This window comes from Lentzea sp. NPDC051838 (assembly GCF_040681245.1).
GTDB lineage: Bacteria > Actinomycetota > Actinomycetes > Mycobacteriales > Pseudonocardiaceae > Lentzea.
The window spans coordinates 56686-79453 of the sequence record NZ_JBFAYI010000007.1 but is presented as its reverse complement, the minus strand read 5'-3'; the positions used below and the strand labels follow the sequence as shown (position 1 = coordinate 79453).

The window sequence follows — 22768 nt, the reverse complement described above, 5'->3', positions numbered from 1 at the left end:
GCTTCCGGAGGAGGATGCGTCGTGAGGCTTTCCCGACGCCAGTTGTTCACGGCTGCCAGTGTCACGGTGTTGATGTCCGGAACCGCTGCCAGTGCGACGGGTGCAGCGGCGGTGGCTGCACCAGCACGCGACTGGAGCGGCGAGATCCGCGTCGGCGACTGGGAGCAGTACTACCTCGGCCTCGACGGCGGAGCGCACCAGAAGGCGCTGCGTGCGCTGGACATCGCATACCGCGACGGAGTCCGCGCGGACGAGCCGGAGCTGATGGTGTCCGTCGAGTCCGTGCGCCGTGCCGCACTGGAGTTCGGCGACCACGCCGCCGCCGACGTGCTGCGCGACCGCTTCGGCCTCGACTCGCCGTCGATGCTCGGGCGCGGGCTCAAGCTGGTGCTCGGCGAGGACGGCCTGGAGCGCCGCTACCTCGACGACCCCGGCCTGCAGCTGCGATATATCGGATATCGGCGGCCATACGCGCGGTATGCAATGCCCATACCGGACGCTGTACGCCGCGCGCTGGCCTGATATCCGATATATCAGCCGAGCTGGGGAGCGACGTCCGCAGCGATCTCGGTGATGTGGTCGAGGTCCGACAGGTCCAGCACCTGCAGGTACACGCGCTGTACACCGGTTGCTTCGCGCCACGTGCCGATGCGCTCGACGATCTCGGCCGGGGTGCCGCAGAGGCCGTTCTCCTTGAGCTCCGACACCTCACGACCGATCGCGGCGGCACGGCGGGCGACGTCGGCGTCGGTGCGGCCGACGCACGCGACGAGCGCCACCGAGCGGATGATCTCGCGCGGGTCGCGGTCGATCTCGGCACACGCGGCGTCGACGCGGGCGTACTGCGCGACGGCGTCGTCGATGCCGACGAACGGCAGGTTGAACTCGGTGGCGAACGAAGCCGCCAGCGCAGGGGTCCGGCGAGCACCCTTGCCACCGATCAGCACCGGGATGCGCTCCTGCAGCGGCTTCGGCAGCGCGGGCGAGTCCGTCAGCGTGTAGTGCTTGCCCTCGAACGAGAACGTGCCGCCGAGCGGCGTCTCCCAGAGCCCGGTGATGACGGCGAGCTGCTCCTCGTAGCGCTCGAAGCGCACCCCGAGCGGCGGGAACTCGATGCCGTACGCGGTGTGCTCCGCCTCGTACCAGCCGGCGCCGATGCCGAACTCCACGCGGCCGCCGGACATCTGGTCGACCTGAGCCACGGAGATGGCGAGCGGACCGGGGTGGCGGAACGTCGCGGCCGTCATCAGCGTGCCCAGACGGATCGTCGACGTGTCCCGGGCGAGACCGGCGAACGTGATCCACGGGTCCGTCGGGCCGGGCAGACCGTCGGCCGAGCCCATCTTGAGGTAGTGGTCGGAGCGGAAGAAGGCGCCATACCCGGCGTCCTCCGCCGTCCGCGCCACGCGGAGCAGGTCGTCGTAGCTCGCCCCCTGCTGGGGCTCGGTGAAGATGCGCAGTTCCACGAACAAGAACTTAGTCCTGCGAACGAATTCGCGTGCAACTGGGACCGATCCTGTCCTAGTTCGCCGATAGCGTCTCAAACATGACGATCTCGCCGTTCCAGATCCAGATCCCGCAGGCCGACCTCGACGACCTGCACTCCCGGCTCGACCAGGCGCGCTGGCCGGAGCAGCTGCCCGGCGACGGCTGGAGCCGCGGTGTCCCCGTCGGCTACCTGAAGGACCTCGCACACCACTGGCGGCACGGCTTCGACTGGCGCGAGCAGGAACGCCTGCTCAACGAGTTCCCGCAGTACACAACGGAAATCGACGGACTGCGCGTGCACTTCCTGCACGTCCGGTCGCAGAACCCGAACGCTCTCCCGCTGATCCTCACGCACGGCTGGCCCAACTCGATCGTCGAGTTCACGAAGACCATCGGCCTGCTGAGCGAGCACTTCCACATCGTGGCGCCGTCGGTGCCCGGCTACGGTTTCTCCGACGCGCCAAAGGAAACCGGGTTCAGCACCGCTCACGTCGGACGCATGTGGGCGGAGCTGATGCACCGGCTCGGCTACGAACGCTATGGCGCACAAGGCGGAGACCTCGGCGCGTACGTCTCCCAGGAGGTCGCGAAGGCCGCTCCGGACGCGGTCGTCGGCGTGCACATCGACGGCGGGCTCGGCTTCCCGGACGACGACGAAGCGGACCTGACCGAGGACGAACGACAGGTGTTCGCGCAGATGGCACAGTGGTCGAAGTACGCCGTCGACCACCACGGCCTGCTGCGCGTCGCACCGCAGACGTTCTCCTACGCCTGGGCCGACTCCCCGACCGGGTTGCTGGGCTGGCTGATGCAGAAGTTCCAGGAGTTCACACCCACCGCAGCGCTGCCCGACCTGGTGATCGACCGCGACGACATGCTCACCAACGCGAGCATCTACTGGTTCACCAACACCGCCGCGAGCTCGTCGTGGTTCATGTACAACAACACGCGGTTCGCCTGGCCGACCGGGCAGCAGGCCGCGCCCACCGGCGTCTACCACGGGGCGCCGGGAATTCGCCGGCTCGCGGAACGGACGAACCACGTCGTCCGGTGGGGCGAGGGCAATCCCGGCGGCCACTTCGTCGCGATGGAGCAGCCCAAGGCACATGCCGAGGACATCATCGAGTTCTTCGCCGAGCTATAGAAAGCGCGGCGCCGCAGCGGCGGCACCGTCCGAAGTGAACACTCCGCGCGCAACGAGATGGGGGTGCGCGGAGGCTTCCTCCAGGGTGAGCACCGGCGTCACACAGGCGTCGGTGCCCTCGAACACCGAAGCCCACTCGTCGCGCGTCCGCGACAGGAACGCCTCGGCGAACGTCTTGCGCAGCAACGGCCAGGAAGCCCGGTCCATCTGCTCGGGCAGATCCGACGAAGACAAACCCAAGCCGGACAACAACAACGCGTAGAACTGCGGCTCCAGCGAACCCACCGCGACCGAACGGCCGTCCGCGCACTCGTACAGCGAGTAGAACGGGCAGCCGCCGTCCAGCAGGTTCGAGTCCGGCGCGTCCGACCACTCCGACTGCGACCTCATCGACCAGATCATCTGGGCGAGCGACGCCACCCCGTCGACGATCGCCGCGTCCACGATCTGGCCGCGCCCGGTCCACTGCCGTTCCCACAACGCCGCCAGCACACCCAGCACCAGGTACAACGACCCGCCGCCGAAGTCGCCGACGAGGTTCAGCGGCGGCTTGCCGATCGCGTGCAGCACCCCGGTCAGCGACAGGTAGTTGATGTCGTGGCCGGCCCGGTCGGACAACGGCCCGCTCTGCCCCCACCCGGTCATCCGCGCGTAGACCAGGGCTGGATTCACCGCCAGGCAGTCGGAAGGGCCTAGTCCCAGCCGTTCCAGCACGCCGGGACGGAAGCCCTCGATCACCACGTCCGCCGACGCGATCAGCGACAGCACCGCCGAACGGCCGTCAGGAGACTTCAGGTCCGCGGACACCGAACGCCTGCCGCGCAACAGGAAGTCGCGGGAGGCGTCCGGCACCACGGACAGGCCGCCGGACGGACGTTCGACGCGGGTGACCTCCGCACCGAGGTCCGCGAGCAGCATCGCGCCGTGCGGACCGGGTCCGATGCCGCCGAACTCGACGACCCGGAGGCCCTTCAGAGGAGCCATCAGGCTTCAAAAGACAGGCGCGGCGTGAACAGCGCGCCGGAAGACTCCGCCAGACCGCGCATCGCCTTGGCGTGGTTGGGGAACTCGGGGTGAGCGAGGGCCGCGCGCAGGGCGTCCGCGGTCTCCCACAACGCGATGTTGATGTACGAGGCCGGGTCGTCCAGCTGGCGCGAGAGGGTGTACTTGATCAGACCCGGCTGCTCGCGCAGGAACCCCGCCGTCTCGTCGAAGGCCTTCTCGAACTCCTCCGGGTCACCGGTGAGCGTGAAACGGTTGACGAACGTGATCATGGCCAAGCTCCCTGAGTCAGGCTTCCGCGACAAGGAAAACCATGCACACCGCGTCTTGAGACGTGCTCAAGGAACGCCCGTCAGGCTCAGCACCATGCGCATCATCGATCTGTCTTCCCACATTGACGCATCCGCGTACGAAGCGGACCCGGTGACGCACGAGGTGCTCACGGCCGCCCAGGGTGCCGACCACATGGCCGAGACGCTGAAGGCGAGGCTGGGCATCGAGTTCGACGTGTCCGTGCTGCGGGACTCCGAGTTCCTGACGCTGGACCGGCTCAGCCTCACCTCCCACACCGGCACGCACGTGGACGCGCCGAGCCACTACGGCTCGAAGACCACGTACGGCAACGGAATCCCGCGCCACATCGACGAGATGCCGCTGGAGTGGTTCCACAACCCCGGCGTGAAGCTCGACGTCCGCGGCCACGGCACCGGCGTCATCGGCCCGGAAGTCCTCGAGAAGGAGTTCGCCCGCATCGGGTACACCCCGAAGCCGATGGACATCGTTATCCTCGACACCGGCGCCGCCGAGCACGCGGGCACCCAGACCTACTTCACCGACTACACCGGACTCGACGGTCCCGCCACGAACTTCCTCCTGGACCTCGGAGTCAAGGTGATCGCCACCGACGCGTTCAGCCTCGACGCGCCGTTCCCGGACATCGTCAAGCGCTACCTGGCGACCCAGGACCAGAGCGTGCTGTGGCCCGCGCACTTCGCCGGCCGCGACCGCGAGTACTGCCAGATCGAACGCCTCAGCAACCTGGAGGCGTTGCCGGACTTCGGTTTCACGGTCGTCGCGTTCCCGGTGAAGATCAAGGGCGCCGGCGCGGGCTGGACCAGGGCCGTCGCTCTCCTCGACGACTAGCTCTCAAGTGAGAGCTGAATCACTGCGCTTACCGTAAAACGTATGAACAACAACGAAATATGGCCACCCGAAAACGAAGACCACATCGTCCGTGGCATCGACTAGATGCACACCAAAGGGCCGCCCTCCACACCAGGAGGGCGGCCCTTTTATGCACTCACCACAGACGAGCGCGAGCGGCCTCGATGGAATCCGACGCGTCCAACAACGGCAACACCTGCGACGCCCCGGACCGCACCGCCTTCGTACGACGGGCGAACGACGTCAGAGTCTGGCCAGGACCGGCCTCCACCAAGAGCACGTCGTACATCGCCACGAGCTCGTTCAACGCCGGTCCGAAGTAGACGGCGTCGGTCAGCTGACGAGTCCAGAACCGCGCGGACAACGCGTCCTCCTCGGTCATCAGCTTGCCCGTGTACCCCGAGTACACCGGCATGACCGGCGGCCGGGGCGACACGTTCCACGACGCCAGCGCCTCGTCCACCGCGGGCTGCATCGCCGGGCTGTGGAACGGAGTCGACGCGGGCACCGTCACCACGATGTACTCGTCCGCCTCCAACCGGGCGCGCACCGCGGCCAACGGCTCGTCCGACCCGGCCAGCATCGTCTGCCGGGCCGAGTTCACCGCCGCGATCGCCACGTCACCGACCAGGTACGGCACCAGATCCGCCTCGGACGCCGCGACCGCGAGCATGCCACCGGACGGAATCGGCACCGCCGACACCACCCGGTCCCGCACCAGCGACACGGCCTCCTCCAACGAGAACACGCGCGCCAGCGTCGCCGCGACGACTTCACCCGCGGAGTGCCCGATCAACGCGACCGGCTTGACGCCCCACGACAGAACCGTGCGCCCCAACGCGTAGTCGACCGCGAACAGCAACGGCTGCGCGCGGGACACGTGATCGACATCAGCACCGGACAACCAGTCCTCGCGAGCAACCGAACCCACGTCGCCGAACAGCCCGAACACCTCGTCGATCACGGAGGTGAACACGGGCTCGGACCCGTACAGGGACGCCGCCATCCGCGGGTACTGCGACCCCTGCCCGGGAAACATCAGGGCTACTTCCATCTGGGCAACATCCACGAGAAGCCTCCAGAAAAGCGACAAGGGCCGCGAGGAAGACCTCACGACCCCTGTGCGGACAACAACATCACCTGTACTCGCGAACCACCATGGCGGAGTTGAACCCGCCCTTGCCGCGCCCGAGCACCAGAGCGGCCTTGATCTTGCCGTGCCGCGCCTCGTTCAGGACGAGGTCGAGCTCGTACTCCGGCACGACGTTCTCGACGTTGACGGTGGGCGGAATCGCCGACCAGTAGATCGAGAGGATCGCCGACGCCACGTCCAGCGAGCCACCACCGGCGAACAGGCGCCCGGTCATGGTCTTCGGCGCCGTCACCGGCACGCCGTACGGCCCGAAGATCCCCTTGATCGCCTCGGCCTCGGCCTTGTCGAGCTCGGGAATGCCCGCCGCGTCAGCGAACACGACGTCGATCTCGGACGCGTCCATGCCGGCGTCGCGCAACGCCAGTTCGGCCGCCCGCTTCAACCCGGGCTCCCGCGACGGCATCTTCGAGTCGAACGTCGAGGCGTACCCGACGATCTCGCCGTAGACCCGCGTACCGGGACGCTCGGCCGCCGACTCCGGCGTCTCGAGCACCATGATCGCGCCGCCCTCACCGGCGACGTACCCGGAGGCGTCGCGGTCGAACGGCAGGTACGCCCGGCGAGGGTTGTTGCTGCGGGACAGGCAACCCGACGCCTGGTGCGCCACCCACGCCCACGGGCACAGGGACGAGTCCATGCCTCCCGTCAACGCGAGCTGGACACCCTTGCGCAGCTGACGGCGAGCATGCCCGATGGAGTCGATGCCACCAGCCTGCTCCGAGACCACCACGGCGCCAGGACCGCGTGTGCCGTGACGGATGGAGATCTGGCCCGTGTTGACCGCGTAGAACCACGCGAACGACTGGTACGCCGAGACGTACTCCGGACCCTGGTGCCACAGCTTCTGCAGCTCCCGCTGACCGAACTCGTACCCGCCCGCCGTCGCCGCGGTGATCACCGCGATGTCGGTGTCCGGGATGTCGTTGGGCTGCACACCCGCGCCGCGCAACGCCCAGTCCGTGCCCACCAGCGTCAACCGCGTCATGTGGTCCGTCTGCGGCAGCAGCCGGCCCTGCAGGTGCCGGCCTGCCTCGAAGCCCGGCACCTCACCGGCGATCTTCGCCCAGTAGTTCGCACTGTCGAACCGGGTGATCGGCTTGATCGCCGCCTCCCCGTGCAGGGTCGCCCGCCAGTACGCGGTCGGCCCCAGCCCGTTCGGCGACGCGATGCCGATTCCCGTCACCACCGCCCGAGTCACCGGCCTGCCCCTTCCACCTTCTTGAGCACCATGGCGCTCTGGAATCCACCGAAACCACTGCCCACGGTCAGGAGGGTGTCGACCTTCTTCTCGCGCGCCACCAGTGGCGTGTAGTCGAGGTCGCACTCGGGGTCCTGCTCGTGGAGGTTCGCCGTCGGCGGGATGAGGTCCTGCTCGAACGCCAGCAGCGAGCCGACGATCTCCAGCGACCCGATCGCGCCCAGCGAGTGCCCGATCATCGACTTGAAGCCGGAGACCGGGGTCTTGTACGCGTGCGCACCCAACGAGCGCTTGAAAGCGGCCGTCTCGTGCAGGTCGTTCTGCTTCGTGCCCGACCCGTGCGCGTTGATGTAACCGACGTCCGTCGCGTCCGCCCGCGCCTGCTTCAGCGCGATGTTGATGGCGTCGGACATCTCGATGCCCTCGGGGTGCAGGCCCGTCATGTGGTAGGCGTTGCACCGCGAGGCGAAGCCGGCGACCTCACCGTAGATGTGGGCGCCGCGAGCCCGTGCGTGCTCCAGCTCTTCGAGCACGATGATCGCGGAACCCTCGCCCAGCACCAGTCCGTCGCGCGTCTTGTCGAACGGGCGGCAGGCGGTGGTGGGGTCGTCGTTGCGGGTGCTGGACGCGCGGATGACGTCGAAGCACACCACGGTGATCGGGGAGAGCGGAGCCTCGGTGCCGCCGGTGACGACGACGTCCGCGGAGCCCTCCATGATCAGCTCGGCCGCGTAACCCACCGAGTCGAGGCCGGAGGTGCAGCCCGTGGAGACCACGGAGACCGGGCCTTCCGCGCCGACCGTCCACGCCAGCTCCGTCGCCATCGAGGACGGCGTGAAGTAGTCGTAGAGGTGCGGAACGGCGTAGGACTGGTCGACCTCCCAGTACTTGCCCCGGTCGGAGCCGACGATGAACTCGCGCTCCAACGAGGTCGTGCAGCCGACCGCGGTGCCGAGCGAGACACCGATGCGGCCGGGGTCGAGCTGGTCGAACTCGATGCCCGAGTCGGCCATCGCCTCACGGCCCGCGACGACCGCGAACTGCGCGGCCCGGTCGAGCCTGCGGATCTCTTGCGGCGTAAGGCCTTCGCGCACGGGGTCGAAGTCAGCTTCGCCTGCCATGCGGGAGCGGTACGGAGACGCGTCGAAGTGCGTGATGATGCGAGTCGCCGTACGCCCTTCGGACAACAGTTGCCAATACGCCTTCGTTCCGATGCCACCAGGTGCGACCACGCCCACCCCGGTGATGACGGCGCGACGACTCATCGGACACCTCCAATCGCCTTCTGTGCGGACACGGTCTGCTCCAATCTCGGACAGGGCACGGGAGCGACACCTGTTTCTGCCGAATGAACCGATGGTGGAACGGCCCGATCGAGGCCACCTCGAACGACGGCGTAGGACCCCTGTACGAGTCCCGCTCCCGCATCCGCCGCGACCAGCTGCTTCGCCGCGGTTCCGCCGCCTTCCGGACCACCAAAACCAAGGGGCACACCGGTGTGGGCGACAGCAGCGATGATCTCGCCCACCTGGTCTGGCCACAACGCACCCGCTGTGTCGTGCAGCAACACGGTTTCCGCCCCAGCCTCCGCGGCGGTGAGCACGACCTCCAAAGCGTGTTCGGGGTCGATCAACCAGCCGTCGAAGAAGTCCCGCGCCTCGACGATCACTCGCCGTTCGGCGCGCACGAGTTGACGCACGGCCTCTCGGAGGACCGAGAAGCCGTGCCCTTGCACAACAACCGTCACCGCGGGGGTTTCCGCGGCGAGCAGTGCGGTGAGGTCCTCCGCACCACCGGAGGCGATGAGGGTGGCTGTCCGCAGCCGGAGCTCGACCGCGGCGCGGTGGTAGAACCGCCGGCCGGGCCGCCCTCCGTCGACGAACGCGACGCCCGACGCGTCGAGGTGCCGCGCCGCGACCAACCTGTCCGAAATGGACAGTCCGGTGCGGCGCAGCGAGATGTCGTAGAGCTTCATCTAGAACCCCGACAGCAGCACACGGGAGGCCTCGATCTCATAAGCGCAATGCCCCACCTCGGAGGGACAACCCTTGCGCTGATGTTCGACCGCCGCCTTCTCCAGGTACATGGACACCACGTAGAGCCCGTTGCGGCTCGCGGCACGCGCCGCGGCGGTGAGCAGCTCCGCTCCACCCAACCCCATCGCGTGTCACCTCATCCGTTCTCCGCGAATTCCTTCGCGTGCCGGAGAGTCGTGAGGCTGTTGGTTCCCAGCGCGTGACGGATCAGCTCGCGAGCGCGCTCGAGCGTGCCGTCGGGTCCGAGGACCTCGGTCACGACCTCCGGCCGGATGACGACCGTGTGGTGCGAGGTCGCCTCGATCCCGGCCTCGATGCCGTCGCCGATGTCGCGGAACGTCCACCTGCCGACGTGAGCCGCCATGATCGGCGGCGTCGCCGTCTGCTTGTAGACGATGCCGTCGTACGGGAAGCAGACCCGCACCGAGTGCGTGGTGTGGATCGACCCGTCCGGGCTGCGCGTGTCCATCTGCATGGACTGCACCCCGGTGACGGCTTCCTGCAGGTCCAGCCTGGCGACGTGCGGCAGCCGCTGCGGCCACAGGTCCGACCGGTACAGGAACTCGTAGACGTCCTTGCGACCCGCGTGGATCGTGATGCTGTCGGAGAACGACAGCACCAGCTTGTCGTAGTCGTCGCCGTACTCCGCCGCCCGCTTCAGTGCGGCCAGCTCGGCGTCGCTGTTGTTGTTGACGGCGTTCAGGATCAGGTCGACCGCCTCCGGCTGCGCCGCCGTGAAGTGGTGCAGCAGATCGACCCGGGTCGCCGAGTCGGCGATCGGGACGATCCGCCACTCCCCGCCCATCGTCTTGACGGGCGCGGCCGAACGTTCCTGCTGGAACTTGATGTGCAGGTTCGCGGGGTCGAGCTCGCGACGGGACGTCCACGTGCGCACGTCACCGTTGGCGAACGCGTGCAACCGCAACCTTTCGGTGGAACCGTCCCGTTCGAACACCTCGGCGTGCACCGTGGGTCCGAAGGTGTACGGCCAGGCCGTGACGTCCGCGACCAGGTCGTAGACCACCTTGGCGGGAGCACCGATCATGACCGTGTGCGTGGTGGTGTGCGTCATGTCCGTCTCCGTTTCGTCTCGCCGCCGGTCAGGCCGCGATCTGTCCGTTGACCTTGTCCAGCAGCTGACGCGGCGTCTCGATGTACGCCATCTCGTCGTCGGCGACCGCGACCCCGTGCTTGCGCTTGATCAGCGCGACCGTCTCCAGCAGGGCGAGCGAGTCGAAGCCCAGCTCGAGGAACGGCGTGTCGAGAATGTCCTGGCCCGGCTTGAACGAGTCGTCCTCGCCCGCGGCCTCGTTGAGGATCTCCTTGAGGCCCTCGATGGTCAGTGCGCTCACGGCTTCTTTCCTTTCCTCACCTGGGCGGTTTCCGCACGCCCTCAAGTGAGACTGCCAGCGCGCACTGGTAATCCGCTGGAGAGATTCTCGAAGAAACCGTTGCGGCACAAAGAAAAACGGCCCCCGCCACAGTGTGGCGAGGGCCGCTTCCGCCGAGCTCAGGCGAGAAGTCGCTGCAGCTGACCGGTTTCAGCTTGGTCCAGGCGAGGGTCCGACGTCAGGATGGCGTGCTGCAACGTCTGCAGCCGCGCCGACGGCTCGACGCCGAGCTCCCCGACGAGGGTGTTGCGCAGGGCCTTGAACGCGTCCAGTGCCTGCCACTGCCTGCCAGCGCGGAACAGCGAGATCATGTACTGCGCGCACAGGTTCTCGTTCATCGGGTTCTGCACCGTGAGCACGGAAAGCTCGCTGAGCAACGACTTGTGCCGGCCCATCCGCAGCTCCGCGTCGATGCGGGTCTCCAGCACGCCGAGGCGGGACTCCTCCAGCCGCACGACCTCGATGCCCAGCGGCATACCGGGCCGCACGTCGACGACAGCCGGACCGCGCCACGTCTCCAGAGCCTGCGCCAGCAGACGGCCGGCGGACGCGTAGTCCTCGACGTCGTAGGCCTGCTGGCCGGCGCGTGCGAGGCGTTCGAACTCATGCACGTCAACGGCTTCCGGTGGCACGTCGAGCAGATAGCCGCCGTAGCGGGTGACGAGCACTTCCTTCGCACCGCTCTCACCGGACGACGACAGCGCGTCCCCGATGAGCTTGCGCAACTGCAGGATGTAGGTCTGCAACGTCGTGCGCGCGCTTCGGGGCGGGCGGTCGCCCCACAACTCCTCGATCAGCGTCGGCACGGACACCACCGACCCGGAGTGCAGGGCGAGCAGCGCCAGGATCTGCCGCGGCTTGGCTGCCGTGGGCGTCACCGAGCGACCGTTCACCTTGGCCTCGACCGGCCCCAGGACCTTGATCTGCATCGCGACCCCTCCTCCTTCTCCAAGCACCTGATTAGTCTGCTCGGCCCAACGGTGTCGCGTTAGTGCACCGGTCCTCGATCTCAGGTGAGTTCTCACCACGCCGGGTATGAAAACTTCACACCTGGGCGCATTAGCCGGTAACTACCGAGCCATTACGGCTCGTCGGCACGATTGACTCACACCAATTGACACGCAGATACCGGAGATGCACATGTACCCCACCGTCACCGTGGAGCACCTGTCTTCCGTCGCCACAGCCCATGACGACTCCGACGACATGAAAATCTACGAGTTCGACCGTGACGCCTCGATGGACTGGACCTGGATCGCGGCTCCGTGGTCGAACACCTCGCCCGGCGGCCGCTTCGTCATGCACGAAGAGGTCCTCGCGGCATGAGAGAAGACCTGGCCGAACCGGGCGATCAACGCATCGGGTTCAAACGACACCTCCGGCCGCAGATCGTGCGCGGCGAGGCCGTCTACCTCTTCGGGGAGTCCGGGGTCACCGCGATCCAGGGTGCCCACGTCGAGGTGCTGGCCCCGTTGCTGGACGGCACCCGCGACCTCGCGGGGCTGCTGCGCGACGCACCGGCCGACCTGCCCGCGGACAAGGTCGGGCGCATGCTCTCGCGGCTCGCCGCGGCGGGCCTGGTCGGCAGGCGCGGCCGGGAGGACGGTTCGGCTGGGACCGAGGCCGCACTCGCGTACTGGGACGCGGCGGGCCTCGACTCCGCGGATGCGGTGGCAGCGACAACGAGGTCGCTCGTCTCCGTCGCCGCGATCGGCGACATCAACCGCGACTCGCTCGTGGAAGCCTTGCACCGCAACGGACTCACAGTCACCTCGGGGAGTGGTGACCTGACGGTCGTGGCGTGTGCCGACTACCTGGCTCCCGAGCTGCGCGACATCGACTCCGCGCACCGCGCCGCCGGCATCCCGTGGTTGCTCGTCAAGCCGGTCGGCGCGCAGGTGTGCGTCGGTCCCTTCTTCACCCCCGGCGACGGCCCGTGCTGGCGTTGCCTGGCCGCCCGGCTGTCGGCCAACCGGTCGGCGGAGGCTCACGTGCGCGCGAGGTGCGGACAACGAGGTCCCGCACCACGTGCGGCCGTCGGGCTGCCGTCGCTCACCGCGACGGCGCTGGGAGTGGCCGCGGTCGAGGCGACGAAGTGGCTCGCCGGCCTGCGCCACGACACCCAGCGGTCGATCTGGAGCTACGACAGCCTCACCATGCAGGTCACGCAGCACGACGTGCGGGTCCGCCCGCAGTGTCCCGGCTGCGGGGATCCCGGGATGGTCGCCCGCCGCGCGTTCGAGCCGGTCACGCTGACCAGCCGGGCGAAGCGCTCCTGCGACGGCGGCGGCCACCGGTCCTCGTCCCCGCAGGAGGTGCTCGACCGCTATCGGCACCTCATCGGCCCGGTCACCGGGATCGTGCGGGAGATCCACCGCGACGAGTCCGGCCCGGCGTTCTTCAACTCCTTCTGGTCCGGCTCGAACATCGCGGCCGCGGGCGAAGGACTCGAAGGGCTGCGCTCGAGCCTGCGCGCGGACACCGGAGGCAAGGGCGTGACGCCTCTCGACGCCGAGGTCGGCGCGCTGTGCGAGGCCGTGGAACGACGCAGCGGCGCGTTCTGCGGCAACGAGGCACGCGTGCAGGGCAGCTACCGGTCGCTGGGCGACCTGGCGATCCACCCCGACACCGTGCAGCACTTCGACCCGCGCCAGTACGGCGACCGGGACTCCTGGAACGCGAGCCATTCGAAGTTCCAGCACGTCGCCGCCCCGTTCGACGACGACGAGGTGATGGACTGGACCCCGTTGTGGTCCCTCACCGAGCAGCGGCACAAGCTCCTGCCCACCGGGATGTGCTACTTCGGCGCCCCCTGCCCGCCGAGCATCACGTCCAACTCCAACGGCTGCGCCGCCGGCAGCAGCCTGGAAGACGCTGTGCTGCAAGGACTTCTGGAGCTCGTCGAACGGGACGCGGTCGCCATCTGGTGGTACAACCGCACCCCGATGCCCGCGATGGACCTCGACTCGTTCCGCGACCCGTGGATCGACGAGTGCCGCGCCGTGCACGCGAACCTCGGCCGCGAGGTGTGGCTGCTCGACGTCACCGCGGATCTGGGCGTGCCGGTGATGGTCGCCGTGTCCCGTCGCACGGACGACGGGCCGCGCGAGGACATCATGCTCGGCTGCGGCGCGCATCCGGATCCGCGGATCGCCGCCCGCCGCGCGCTCACCGAGCTCAACCAGTGCATGCCGATGGTCTGCGAGCCGGTCGACATCGGCTCGTTCGACGTCGACACGCGCAGCTGGTTCGAGAACACGAGGCTCGCCGGGGAACCCTGGCTGGCACCGGATCCGGAGCAGCAGGCCAGGGACGTGTTCCACCACGGCTACACGCACCGGCCCGACCTGATCGACGACATCCGCGCCGTCCAGAACACCCTGGAGTCGCTCGGGATGGAGGTGCTGGTGCTCGACCAGACCAGACCCGACATCGGTCTGCCCGTGGTCCGGGTGGTCGTGCCGGGGCTGCGGCACTTCTGGTCGAGATTCGCTCAAGGGCGCCTCTACGACGTCCCGGTACAACTGGGTCGACTGGCACAACCTCGCCGCTACGACGAGCTCAACCCCGTCCCGTTGTTCATGTGACTGCCGAGTGGAGGCGCTGTGGTACCCACCCAGTCGCACATCCCGTCGGGCCGCCCGCTGTGGTCGTTGCTCGAGGACGCGTTCGTCGACGAGGACGCGGAGCACCTCACCGTGCACGGGAGATGGGGCAAGATCGAGCTCGCGGACACCAGCCCGCTGGTGCGCGAGGCGCTGCACCGGATGAGCCTGGGCCCGGTCGCGCTGGAGAACATCTCCATGCTGCACGACAACTTCGTGCGCTGGAAGACCGGCGGCAACGGGCCGTGCCTGATCTGGCGCAAGCTCAAGAACACGCTCGACCAGCTGGGTGGCGTGCTCGTGCCGTCGCTGGGGCTGGACGACGGCGCGGGCCCGATCCTGTCCGTGATGGCGGTGACCGGGGACGCGGTGTTCTCGCTGCCGCACATCGAGAACGAGACCGTGGTGACCATGCGGCCTGGCACGGAGATCGAACGGCTGAACGGTGACCAGGCACTGACCTGCGCCGGTCGGCAGTACCAGGTGATCCTGCACGGCGCACCGGCGACGGAGATCGCGAAGGCGCTGCTGACCGGCGAGACCACGATCGCCCAGGTAGCGGAGGCGCTGCAGCTCGACCGCACGCTGGTCGCGGACGTCATCGCCTACCTCGCGGGTGCCCAGTTCGTCGTCGAGCCGCGGCCCTGAGCCGCCGTCATGTTGCTCCGAACGAGGCTCGCGAAACGCGAAAGATCCGAAGCGGCGCCCGTATCATGGCCGCGTCCGGATCCTCGCGTGGGAGCTGCTGCTGTGACGCTGCGACAGGAACGCTCATCGGTGTCCCGTCGTTTGGCGTACGTCGTGATCAGCGTGGTGTTCGCCAACTTCCTCGGCATCGCGTTCTTCTACGTCCTGCAGGCCGGAGCGACCCCCGAGCGCATCGCCGGCTCGCTCGCCTGCCTGCTCACGATCGGGTACCTGCAGCTGCGGGTGTTCTCCAAACCGGGCGCCGATCTCCGGTCGGTCAAGGCCTACCTGGCGCTGGGCGCCATGACTCTGCTGGCGTTCGTGCCCGTGGTGTTCTTCCCCCAGGCGTGGTCCGGGATGCCCGGTTTCGTCGCGGGCAGCGCGTTGCTGGTGCTCCCGAACCGGGTGCGATGGCTCGCGTTCGGCACGGTGGCCCTCAGCAATGCCGCGATCCAGTCCTTCTACGTCGACGTGGTGCCGCAGCTGGTCTACTACCTGCTGTCGCCGATGGTCGCGGGCCTGGTCGTCTACGGCCTGTCCCGGTTGCCGTCGCTGGTCAAGCAGCTGGAGACGGTCCGCTCCGAGCTCGCCGGCCTCGCGGTGTCCCAGGAACGGCTGCGGTTCGCCCGCGACCTGCACGACCTGCTCGGCGTCAGCCTTTCCGCCATCACGCTGAAAGTGGAGCTCGCCCGCCGCCAGGTCGGCGAGCACACCGAACGCGCGCAGAAGGAGCTCGCGGAGATCCTCGGCATCGCCCGCGAGGCGTTGACGGACGTTCGTGCGGTCGCATCGAGCTATCGCGAGCTGTCGCTCACCGACGAGATCGAGTCCGCGCGATCCGTGCTGACCGCGGCCGGCGTCGAGACGGCGATCGAGGCGAACCACACCGACCTCTCCCCCAGATCCAGAACCGTGCTCGCGACCGTGCTGCGCGAAGGCGTGACGAACCTGCTGCGGCACAGCCACGCGACCCGGTGCTCGATCACGATCTCCGGCACGGACCGGCACGTGTCGATCGACATCATCAACGACGGCGCGCCCGCCGAGGCGAACGCCGAACGCGGCAGCGGCCTCGCCAACCTCGCGACCCGCACCACCGCGATCGGCGGTTCCCTGCTGTCCCAGACCTCCCCGGACCGCACCTACCGCCTGCACGCCGAGGTGCCGGTCGACCCGGTGACCGAGGAACCGGCGCGCGACGAACGCCCGGCCGGGCCGATGATCGCGACGCGGTTCGCGCAGATCCTGCTCACCGCGGTGGTGATCGGCTACGGCCTGATGGCGATGACCTTCGTCTGGTACGGCTACGCCAAGTTCGGGCCGCTGGGAGTCACGGTCGTCGCGGCCGGCATCGCGGGCACGGCCGCGCTCGCACTGGGCATGGTGAGCCGTCCGCTCGTCGAGCTGGACCTGCCGCGCCGTCTCGCGGTGCTCGGCGGCATCGCGCTCTGCGTGTACGTGCCCCAGCTCGTGTACGGCGACCCGTTCAGCTCCGTGCCGGGGTTCCTGGCCGGGTCTGCGGCACTGCTCCTGCCGCGCGTCGCCGGGTGGGTGGGTTTCTTCGCGGTCGCACTCGGGCAGGGCGTCATCTTCGACGTGCTCGGCTTCGACTCGGTGGACGTCGCGTGGGGCATCATGGCGACGATCAACCACGGCCTCGTCCTGTACGCGTTGACGCGGTTGCGGTCGATGGTGACCGAGCTGCACGAGGCACGCGAAGAGCTCGCGAACGCCGCCGTGACGCAGGAGCGGTTGCGGTTCGCGCGCGACCTGCACGACCTGCTCGGCTACAGCCTCTCCGCGATCACGTTGAAGAGCGAGCTCACGCACCGGCTCGTCACCATCGACCCCGAGCGGGCGCGCCAGGAGCTCGGCGAGGTGCTGGAGATCTCCCGGCAGGCGCTCGCGGACGTGCGGTCGGTGGCGCTGAGCTATCGAGAGCTGTCGTTCGACGAGGAAACCCAGTCCGCTCAAGCATTGCTGTCCGCGGCCGACATCGAGGTCACCGTGCGGATCGACGAGTGCGACCGGCTCCCCAAGGACGTGACGGTCACGCTGGCGACAGTGCTGCGCGAAGGCGTCACGAACCTGTTGCGGCACAGCAAAGCCGAGCACTGCGAGATCGTGCTGTCCCACGCCCGCGGCCTGGTGACGATGGACATCGTCAACGACGGCATCCCCACCACGGACCGCAAGTCCCGCGACGGCAGCGGAATCGGCAACCTCACCACCCGCGTCCGCGCACTCGGCGGAGACCTCCACGCGGGCCTCACCCCCGAGCACACGTACCGCCTGCGCGCCGAGATCCCGCTGAACTGAGAAGGCCGCGTGGGCGGGAACGTTCCCGCCCACGCGGCCATCTTGTTCGCTCACACCATTTCGAGCACCGCGCAACCCCAGCTGTAACCGGCCCCCACGCCGAACATCACGACGCGCTGCCCCGGACGGGCCTGACCGGTGTCGACCAGGTGGGCGAGGCTCGCGAACTGGTCACCCGCGCCCAGATGGCCGACCGTGCGGCTCCACTCCCACGTCGTGCGCTCGGCCTCGATCCCGTACGGGCGCAGGTAGTTCACGTCCAGGCGGCGACGGCCGAAGTGCGGCAGCACCACCCAGTCGGCGTCACCGATCTTCATGTCCGCGTCGGCCAGCGCCTGCTCCACGGCGGCGGCCTGGCCCGCGTTGGCCTTGTTGATGCCGTAGGAAAGCCCGTACTGGCGGCTGAACGAGTGCTTGGCGTCCTCGAAGTCGACCGGCATGCAGTGCGCGAACGGCGCGAGTCCGAACGGAACGTCGCCGCGGTGCAGCGGTTCCAGGTCCGAATCCGCATTGATGGCCAACGAAAGCAGGCGCGCGTATCCGCCGCGGCGCGACAGGACGATTGCCGAAGCGCCGTCGCCGTAGGGAGTTCCGGGGTCGGTGCGCCACCTGTCGATGCCCGGTAGGCAGAAGCGGTCCGCCGAGGTCAGCAACGCGTCCTTGCCCGGCCGCGCGGCGAGGTAGGCCACCGCGAGGTCGAGCGCCGCCATGCCACCGTTGGACATCTGCCGGATCTCCAGCGCCAGACAGGCGTTCCTGACCGTCTCGCGCTGGATGTACGAGCCGACCGCCCACAGGTCCTGGCCCTGGTGGTACGTCGTGGCGTGCAGGATCAGGTCGACGTCGTCCGCGCCGGATCCCGCTCGTGCCAACGCCGTCCTGGCCGCCGCGACCGCCATCTCGGCGGCTGACTCGTCCGGGGACACGGCCACGGACAGCACATCGGTTCGTGCCACCAGTTTCGGCTCGCACTCCCCCGACGTGATGGCGTCCGCGACGGTCAGCGTCGCGGGCAGCCGTACCCCGTGGCCGCTGACGAAAACATCCTCTACTCGCACCGCGGTCAGTCCCCCTTCAAGACGCGCACGTGTGACTCGATGTGGCCCCGCCTCGCTGTGGCGCGAAGCGGGACAGGAACGGTGGGAGATATGGTGTTGTGCGGAGGGGCGCGATGATCAGGGTTCTGCTCGCGGAGGACATGCACATGGTGCGCGGTGCTCTCATCGCGCTGCTCAACCTGGAACCGGACATCGAGGTGGTCGTCGAGGTCAGCTCCGGTGACAAGATCGTGCCGGCCGCCCGCCAGCACCGGCCGGACGTCTGCGTGATCGACATCGACCTGCCGATTCTCGACGGGCTGAGCGCCGCGACGACGATCCGCGAGACGATGCCGCAGGTCAGGACGTTGATGCTGACCAGCCTCGGCCGTCCGGGAACGCTGCGCCGGGCGCTCGCGGCCCGCGTGGACGGGTTCCTGCTCAAAGACGCGCCGCCGACCGAGCTGGCCGACGCGATCCGCCGCGTCGCCGCCGGTGAGCGGGTGGTGGACAGCCAGCTCGCGCTCGCCGCGTGGGACAGGGGCGAGTGCCCGCTCACCGACCGCGAGCTCGAAGTGCTGCGCCTGGCCGCGAACGGCACCGACGCGCAGGACATCGCGACAACGCTGTCGCTGTCCGTCGGCACCGTCCGCAACTACATGACGACGATCATGACCAAGCTCAACGGCCGCAACAGGGTCGACGCCATCCGCATCGCGGAGGAAGCGGGCTGGATCTGACGCGGCGGATGGCATCGCTCTAAGCCGCCTGCTGCTGACTGGTTCGGAGGTCGAAACCGGGCCTGGCCACGATCTCCGGGGTGAGCGAGCTCCCCGCCTCCAGCACGCGGCGGGCCATGAGGAAGTCGATCGGCCGGTTGTAGGCCTCGACCCCGAGCAGCCGGTCACCGCGGAAGCAGAACACCGAGAACTTGCCCTCGGCCGGGTCGCCGACGGTGACCGTGCGGTCGTGCCCGTCGGTGAGCCCCGCGATCTGCAGCTTCACGTCGTACTGGTCGCTCCAGAACCACGGCAGCGCGGTGTAGGGCTCCGCACTGCCGAGGATCGCCGCGGCCACGCAGGTCGCCTGGTCCGTGGCGTTCTGCACCGATTCCAGCCGGGTCAGCACGCCGCCGGTGAGCGGGCTCGCGAACCTCGCGCAGTCCCCGATCGCGTGCACCCGCTGGTCGACGGTGCGCAGGTGGGTGTCGACGACGATGCCGTCGTCGCACGCCAGCCCGGCCCGCTGCGCGATCTCCGCGTTCGGGATCACGCCGATGCCCGCGACCACGAGGTCCGCCACGAGCACGGTGCCGTCGGTCAGCTCGACGAAGCCCTCCCTGACCGCCGCGACGCCGGCGCCGGTCAGCACCTGCACGCCCTCGCTGCGGTGGCGTGCCGTGAGGTGCTGCGCGGTCGCCTCGGAGACGGCGCGCTGCATGACCCTCGGCTGGGTCTCGACGACGGTCACCTCGTGGCGCATCTTCCGCACCACGGCGGCGAACTCGAGGCCGATGAACCCGCCGCCGATGACGACGACGTCGAGTCCGGTGCGGCCGTCGAGCTTCTGCCTGATCGCGTCCGCGTCGGCCACCGAGCGCAGGGACAGCACGTGCTCGGCGCCGGGAACGGACAGCGGGCGCGGCCGTGCGCCCGTCGCGAACACCAGGTGGTCGTAGCTGATCGTGCGGGCACAGCCCAGGACCACGACCCGTGCCGACCGGTCGACGCCGACGACCCGCTCACCGGTGACGAGCTGGATGCCGTGGTCCGTGTAGTAGGAGTCCTGGCGCAGCACCAGCCCGGCGAGGTCGGTCTCCCCCGCGAGGTAGGCCTTGGTGAGCGGCGGCCGCTGGTACGGCGCGGCCTGCTCGTCCCCGACCAGGGTGATGGGGCCGCGGTGTCCCTGTTCACGCAGGGACACCGCGACTTGGCAACCCGCCTGCCCGGCCCCGACGACGACTACCGACTCGCCGCGCATGTCAGTAGTTGCCCAGCCCGCCGCAGACGTTGAGCGCCTGCGCGGTGATCGAGGACGCGGTGTCCGTGGTCAGGTACGTCACGAGACCGGCGACCTCTTCCGGCGTGCTGTACCGACCCAGCGGGATCTTGGCGTTGAACTTCTCGAGGACCTCTTCCTCGGTGACGCCCCAGTGGTTCGCGTAGCCCTGGCGGACGCGGCCGGCCATCGGCGTCTCGACGTAGCCGGGGCACACCGCGTTGACGGTGATGCCGGTCTTCGCGAGCTCGATGCCCACGGCCTTGGTGAACCCGACGACGCCGTGCTTGGACGCCGAGTAGGGCGCGGCGAACACGACACCCTGCTTGCCGCCGGTGGAGGCGATGTTGATGATCCGGCCCCACGGCTGCTCGACCATCTTGCCCGTGGACAGAACCTCTTTGGTGAAGCGGAAAACACCGTTGAGGTTGGTGTTGATCACATCCAGCCAGAGGTCCTCGTCCAGCTCCGCCGTGATGCCGCCGCCGCCGCGACCCGCGTTGTTCACGAGGATCTCGATCGGGCCGAAGACCTCGACGGCCTTCTGGACCGCGTTGCGAATGTCCTCAGTGGACGTCACGTCGGTGGCGGCACCGTCGGCTTCGTAACCCTCTTCGCGCAGCTGCTTCACCGTGGTGTTCACGTTCTCGGCGTTGCGGGCCACGACGAAGACCGCGTGACCCTCCTTGCCGAGACTGCGCGCGACCTCCAGGCCGATGCCACTCGTGGCGCCCGTGACCAGGGCGACCCGTCGCTTGCTCATGCGTCTTCTCTCCCTCAGAGTTGCTTCTCGGGCGTGTGCACGACGAGTCCGTCCTGCTCCTCGGTCACGGCGAGCTGGCAGCTCAGCCGGCTGTTCTCCTTGCGCTCACAGGCCGTGAAGTACAGCAGCTCGTCCTCGACCTGGTGCATCGGCGACAGCGGCTTGGTGTTCTCCGGGTCCACGTACACGTGGCACGTGCCGCAGGAGGCCCCGCCGCCGCACTGCGCGACGATTCCCTTGACGCCGTTGAGAACCGCGCCGCGCATCACGGAGTCGTTGAGGGCAACGTCGACGACGGTCTCAATGCCGTCGTGCGCTACGTAAGTGATCTTTGGCATGGCAGTTCTCCCACGGATCTGCGGCTCGCCGGACGTTTTCTACTGTGCCCAGCCGGACTTTGCGTGCGGTGGAGGCGACCTTGAGCCCCCGCAACGGAAAAAGCCCCGCCGGAGCGGGGCTTCTTCACGGGTGCCTACAGGTCCCAGGTGACCGGAAGCTCCCACAGGCCGTAGATCACGGCGCCTTCCTTGCGCGGGATCTCCAGGAACGGCTTGGCGAGCCGCAGCGACGGGATCCGCTGGAACAGCGTCGACCACACCAGCTCCATCTCCAGGCGCGCGAGGTCGGCGCCGATGCAGTGGTGCAGCCCGTGCCCGAACCCGAGGTGCTTGCGCGTGCCGCGGGACAGGATCAGCTTCTCCGGCTCAGGGAACAGCTCCGGGTCGCGGTTGCCTGCCAGCGCGAGGCACAGGATGCCGTCGCCCGCCTTGATGGTCTTGCCCGCGATCTCGATGTCCTCCAGGGCGACGCGCGGAATCGCGGTGTCGCCGATGGTGGCGATGCGGACGAGCTCCTCGACGGCCGGCTCGATCATGCCCTCGGGGTCGTCGAGCAGCAGCTGCAGCTGGTCGGGGTTCTCCAGCAGCGCGGCGGTGCCGAGCGACAGCATCGAGGCCGTCGTCTCGTGGCCGCCGTTCATCAGCAGGCGGATCATGTTGAACAGGTCGCGGCGGGTGTACTCCTCGCCGGACGCGGCGTACTCGGCCATCGCACGGCTGAGCAGGTCCTCGCCGGGTTCCTTCTCCTTCAACGTGATCAGCTTGTCGACGTAGGCGTTCACCTCGACGATGGCCGCCTGACGCTGCTCGGGCGTCGAGTGACCGCCGAGCAGACACGTGCCGTGGTTGATGAAGAAGTCGTGCTCGTCCTGCGGGATGCCGAGCAGCTCGCAGATCACCGTCATCGGCACGGCGAGCGAGAACTCGCGGTGGAAGTCGATCGGCGGCGTCATGGTCAGGATCTTGTCGATGTACTCGTCGACGATCTCCTGGATCCGCGGGCGCAACCGCTTCACCTGGCGGTTGGTGAACGTCACCGCCGCCTTGCGCCGCGTCTTCGTGTGCTCCGGGTTGTCGTACCCGATGAACGACGTCTCGGTGCGGAACTCCGGCGGGGCGATGAAGTAGAACGGGAAGTTGTCGTGCTTGCGGGACGCGCTGATCCGCGGGTCGGTCAGGATCTTCTTGATCGTCTCGTACCCGCTGATCGTCCAGATGCGCAGCCCGGAGCCCGTCAGCGTGACCTCGACGACGTCCTCTTCGATCATGTCGTCGTACTGCTTCGGAGGCGTGAACGGGCACTGCCTTTTGTAGGGGAACGTCTCCTCGGCTTCTGCGCTGCCGGGCTCGACGGCACTCGTGGTCATGACGGGTCCTCCTGGTCGACTGCCGAGAGCGTGCCACCGGTGCCTGGAGCGTCACTCAAAAGTCCATTGTGGACTCAA

The 22768-nt window shown here is 68.5% G+C and carries 24 protein-coding genes; 8 read left to right on the top strand and 16 right to left on the bottom strand.

Annotated elements, in window-relative coordinates; genetic code table 11:
• The first annotated feature begins 111 nt into the window (after positions 1–111).
• Positions 112–522, top strand: a complete 411-nt coding sequence (locus AB0M24_RS18475; RefSeq protein ID WP_363768551.1) for a hypothetical protein — start codon at positions 112–114, stop codon at positions 520–522.
• 11 nt (positions 523–533) lie between these two features.
• Here the strand turns inward: AB0M24_RS18475 and AB0M24_RS18470 are convergent, their stop codons facing one another.
• Positions 534–1466 carry an LLM class F420-dependent oxidoreductase gene (locus AB0M24_RS18470; protein ID WP_363768547.1) on the bottom strand — a complete coding sequence of 311 codons (933 nt, stop codon included), beginning with the start codon at positions 1464–1466 and terminating at the stop codon, positions 534–536.
• Positions 1467–1546: 80 nt separating this feature from the next.
• Between AB0M24_RS18470 and AB0M24_RS18465 the strand changes: the two genes are divergently transcribed.
• Positions 1547–2632 (top strand): epoxide hydrolase family protein, encoded by a 1086-nt coding sequence (locus tag AB0M24_RS18465; RefSeq protein ID WP_363768544.1) that lies wholly within the window; start codon positions 1547–1549, stop codon positions 2630–2632.
• Here the strand turns inward: AB0M24_RS18465 and AB0M24_RS18460 are convergent.
• Both AB0M24_RS18460 and AB0M24_RS18455 read right to left on the bottom strand, forming a co-directional pair.
• The gene (locus AB0M24_RS18460; protein ID WP_363769310.1) at positions 2627–3619 is read right to left on the bottom strand and encodes a CaiB/BaiF CoA-transferase family protein; all 993 of its coding nucleotides are present in this window, start codon (positions 3617–3619) and stop codon (positions 2627–2629) included. The two genes, AB0M24_RS18465 and AB0M24_RS18460, sit on opposite strands and share 6 nt — an antisense overlap.
• A complete protein-coding gene (locus AB0M24_RS18455) occupies positions 3616–3906 on the bottom strand; it encodes an antibiotic biosynthesis monooxygenase family protein (protein WP_363768541.1) in 291 nt (96 codons plus the stop codon). The genes AB0M24_RS18460 and AB0M24_RS18455 overlap by 4 nt, the downstream gene beginning before the upstream one ends.
• Positions 3907–4000: 94 nt before the next feature.
• Here AB0M24_RS18455 and AB0M24_RS18450 point away from each other — a divergent pair, with 94 nt between their 5' ends.
• Positions 4001–4777, top strand: a complete 777-nt coding sequence (locus AB0M24_RS18450) for a cyclase family protein (protein ID WP_363768538.1) — start codon at positions 4001–4003, stop codon at positions 4775–4777.
• A gap of 157 nt (positions 4778–4934) precedes the next feature.
• Here the strand turns inward: AB0M24_RS18450 and AB0M24_RS18445 are convergent, their stop codons facing one another.
• The 8 genes from AB0M24_RS18445 to AB0M24_RS18410 form a co-directional block, all read right to left on the bottom strand.
• Entirely contained in the window at positions 4935–5852 is a 918-nt protein-coding gene (locus tag AB0M24_RS18445) for an acyltransferase domain-containing protein (protein WP_363768535.1), read from the bottom strand.
• An 82-nt stretch (positions 5853–5934) separates the two neighbouring features.
• Entirely contained in the window at positions 5935–7149 is a 1215-nt protein-coding gene (locus AB0M24_RS18440; RefSeq protein ID WP_363768532.1) for a ketosynthase chain-length factor, read from the bottom strand.
• A complete protein-coding gene (locus AB0M24_RS18435; RefSeq protein WP_363768529.1) occupies positions 7146–8414 on the bottom strand; it encodes a beta-ketoacyl-[acyl-carrier-protein] synthase family protein in 1269 nt (422 codons plus the stop codon). Before AB0M24_RS18435 ends, AB0M24_RS18440 begins: the two co-directional genes overlap by 4 nt.
• Positions 8411–9124, bottom strand: coding sequence for a hypothetical protein (locus tag AB0M24_RS18430; RefSeq protein WP_363768526.1), 714 nt, complete (start codon positions 9122–9124; stop codon positions 8411–8413). Before AB0M24_RS18430 ends, AB0M24_RS18435 begins: the two co-directional genes overlap by 4 nt.
• Entirely contained in the window at positions 9125–9310 is a 186-nt protein-coding gene (locus AB0M24_RS18425; RefSeq protein WP_045309297.1) for a hypothetical protein, read from the bottom strand.
• Between the two features lie 11 nt (positions 9311–9321).
• Positions 9322–10257: an aromatase/cyclase gene (locus AB0M24_RS18420; protein ID WP_363768523.1), complete on the bottom strand. Its 936-nt coding sequence runs from the start codon at positions 10255–10257 to the stop codon at positions 9322–9324.
• Positions 10258–10285: 28 nt separating this feature from the next.
• Positions 10286–10537, bottom strand: a complete 252-nt coding sequence (locus AB0M24_RS18415) for an acyl carrier protein (RefSeq protein ID WP_363768520.1) — start codon at positions 10535–10537, stop codon at positions 10286–10288.
• Between the two features lie 158 nt (positions 10538–10695).
• Complete coding sequence (locus AB0M24_RS18410; RefSeq protein ID WP_363768518.1) at positions 10696–11505, bottom strand: AfsR/SARP family transcriptional regulator; 810 nt, start codon at positions 11503–11505, stop codon at positions 10696–10698.
• Positions 11506–11716: 211 nt separating this feature from the next.
• On the opposite strand from AB0M24_RS18410, the gene AB0M24_RS18405 reads away from it, so the two are divergent.
• From AB0M24_RS18405 to AB0M24_RS18390, 4 genes are all read left to right on the top strand, one after another.
• Positions 11717–11902 (top strand): hypothetical protein, encoded by a 186-nt coding sequence (locus tag AB0M24_RS18405; RefSeq protein WP_363768515.1) that lies wholly within the window; start codon positions 11717–11719, stop codon positions 11900–11902.
• A complete protein-coding gene (locus AB0M24_RS18400) occupies positions 11899–14163 on the top strand; it encodes a TOMM precursor leader peptide-binding protein (protein WP_363768512.1) in 2265 nt (754 codons plus the stop codon). Before AB0M24_RS18405 ends, AB0M24_RS18400 begins: the two co-directional genes overlap by 4 nt.
• A gap of 18 nt (positions 14164–14181) precedes the next feature.
• Entirely contained in the window at positions 14182–14829 is a 648-nt protein-coding gene (locus AB0M24_RS18395; RefSeq protein WP_363768509.1) for a hypothetical protein, read from the top strand.
• Between the two features lie 102 nt (positions 14830–14931).
• Positions 14932–17187 carry a histidine kinase gene (locus AB0M24_RS18390; RefSeq protein WP_363768507.1) on the top strand — a complete coding sequence of 752 codons (2256 nt, stop codon included), beginning with the start codon at positions 14932–14934 and terminating at the stop codon, positions 17185–17187.
• A 50-nt stretch (positions 17188–17237) separates the two neighbouring features.
• Here the strand turns inward: AB0M24_RS18390 and AB0M24_RS18385 are convergent, their stop codons facing one another.
• Positions 17238–18245: a ketoacyl-ACP synthase III family protein gene (locus tag AB0M24_RS18385; RefSeq protein ID WP_363768504.1), complete on the bottom strand. Its 1008-nt coding sequence runs from the start codon at positions 18243–18245 to the stop codon at positions 17238–17240.
• A gap of 113 nt (positions 18246–18358) precedes the next feature.
• Here AB0M24_RS18385 and AB0M24_RS18380 point away from each other — a divergent pair, with 113 nt between their 5' ends.
• Complete coding sequence (locus AB0M24_RS18380; RefSeq protein WP_363768501.1) at positions 18359–18964, top strand: response regulator transcription factor; 606 nt, start codon at positions 18359–18361, stop codon at positions 18962–18964.
• 19 nt (positions 18965–18983) lie between these two features.
• Here the strand turns inward: AB0M24_RS18380 and AB0M24_RS18375 are convergent, their stop codons facing one another.
• The 4 genes from AB0M24_RS18375 to AB0M24_RS18360 form a co-directional block, all read right to left on the bottom strand.
• Positions 18984–20204: an FAD-dependent oxidoreductase gene (locus AB0M24_RS18375; protein ID WP_363768498.1), complete on the bottom strand. Its 1221-nt coding sequence runs from the start codon at positions 20202–20204 to the stop codon at positions 18984–18986.
• Position 20205: 1 nt separating this feature from the next.
• A complete protein-coding gene (locus AB0M24_RS18370; RefSeq protein ID WP_363768495.1) occupies positions 20206–20985 on the bottom strand; it encodes an SDR family NAD(P)-dependent oxidoreductase in 780 nt (259 codons plus the stop codon).
• Positions 20986–20999: 14 nt separating this feature from the next.
• Positions 21000–21323, bottom strand: coding sequence for a 2Fe-2S iron-sulfur cluster-binding protein (locus tag AB0M24_RS18365; RefSeq protein WP_363768492.1), 324 nt, complete (start codon positions 21321–21323; stop codon positions 21000–21002).
• A gap of 134 nt (positions 21324–21457) precedes the next feature.
• Positions 21458–22690: a cytochrome P450 gene (locus AB0M24_RS18360; protein WP_363768489.1), complete on the bottom strand. Its 1233-nt coding sequence runs from the start codon at positions 22688–22690 to the stop codon at positions 21458–21460.
• Positions 22691–22768: the final 78 nt, after the last annotated feature.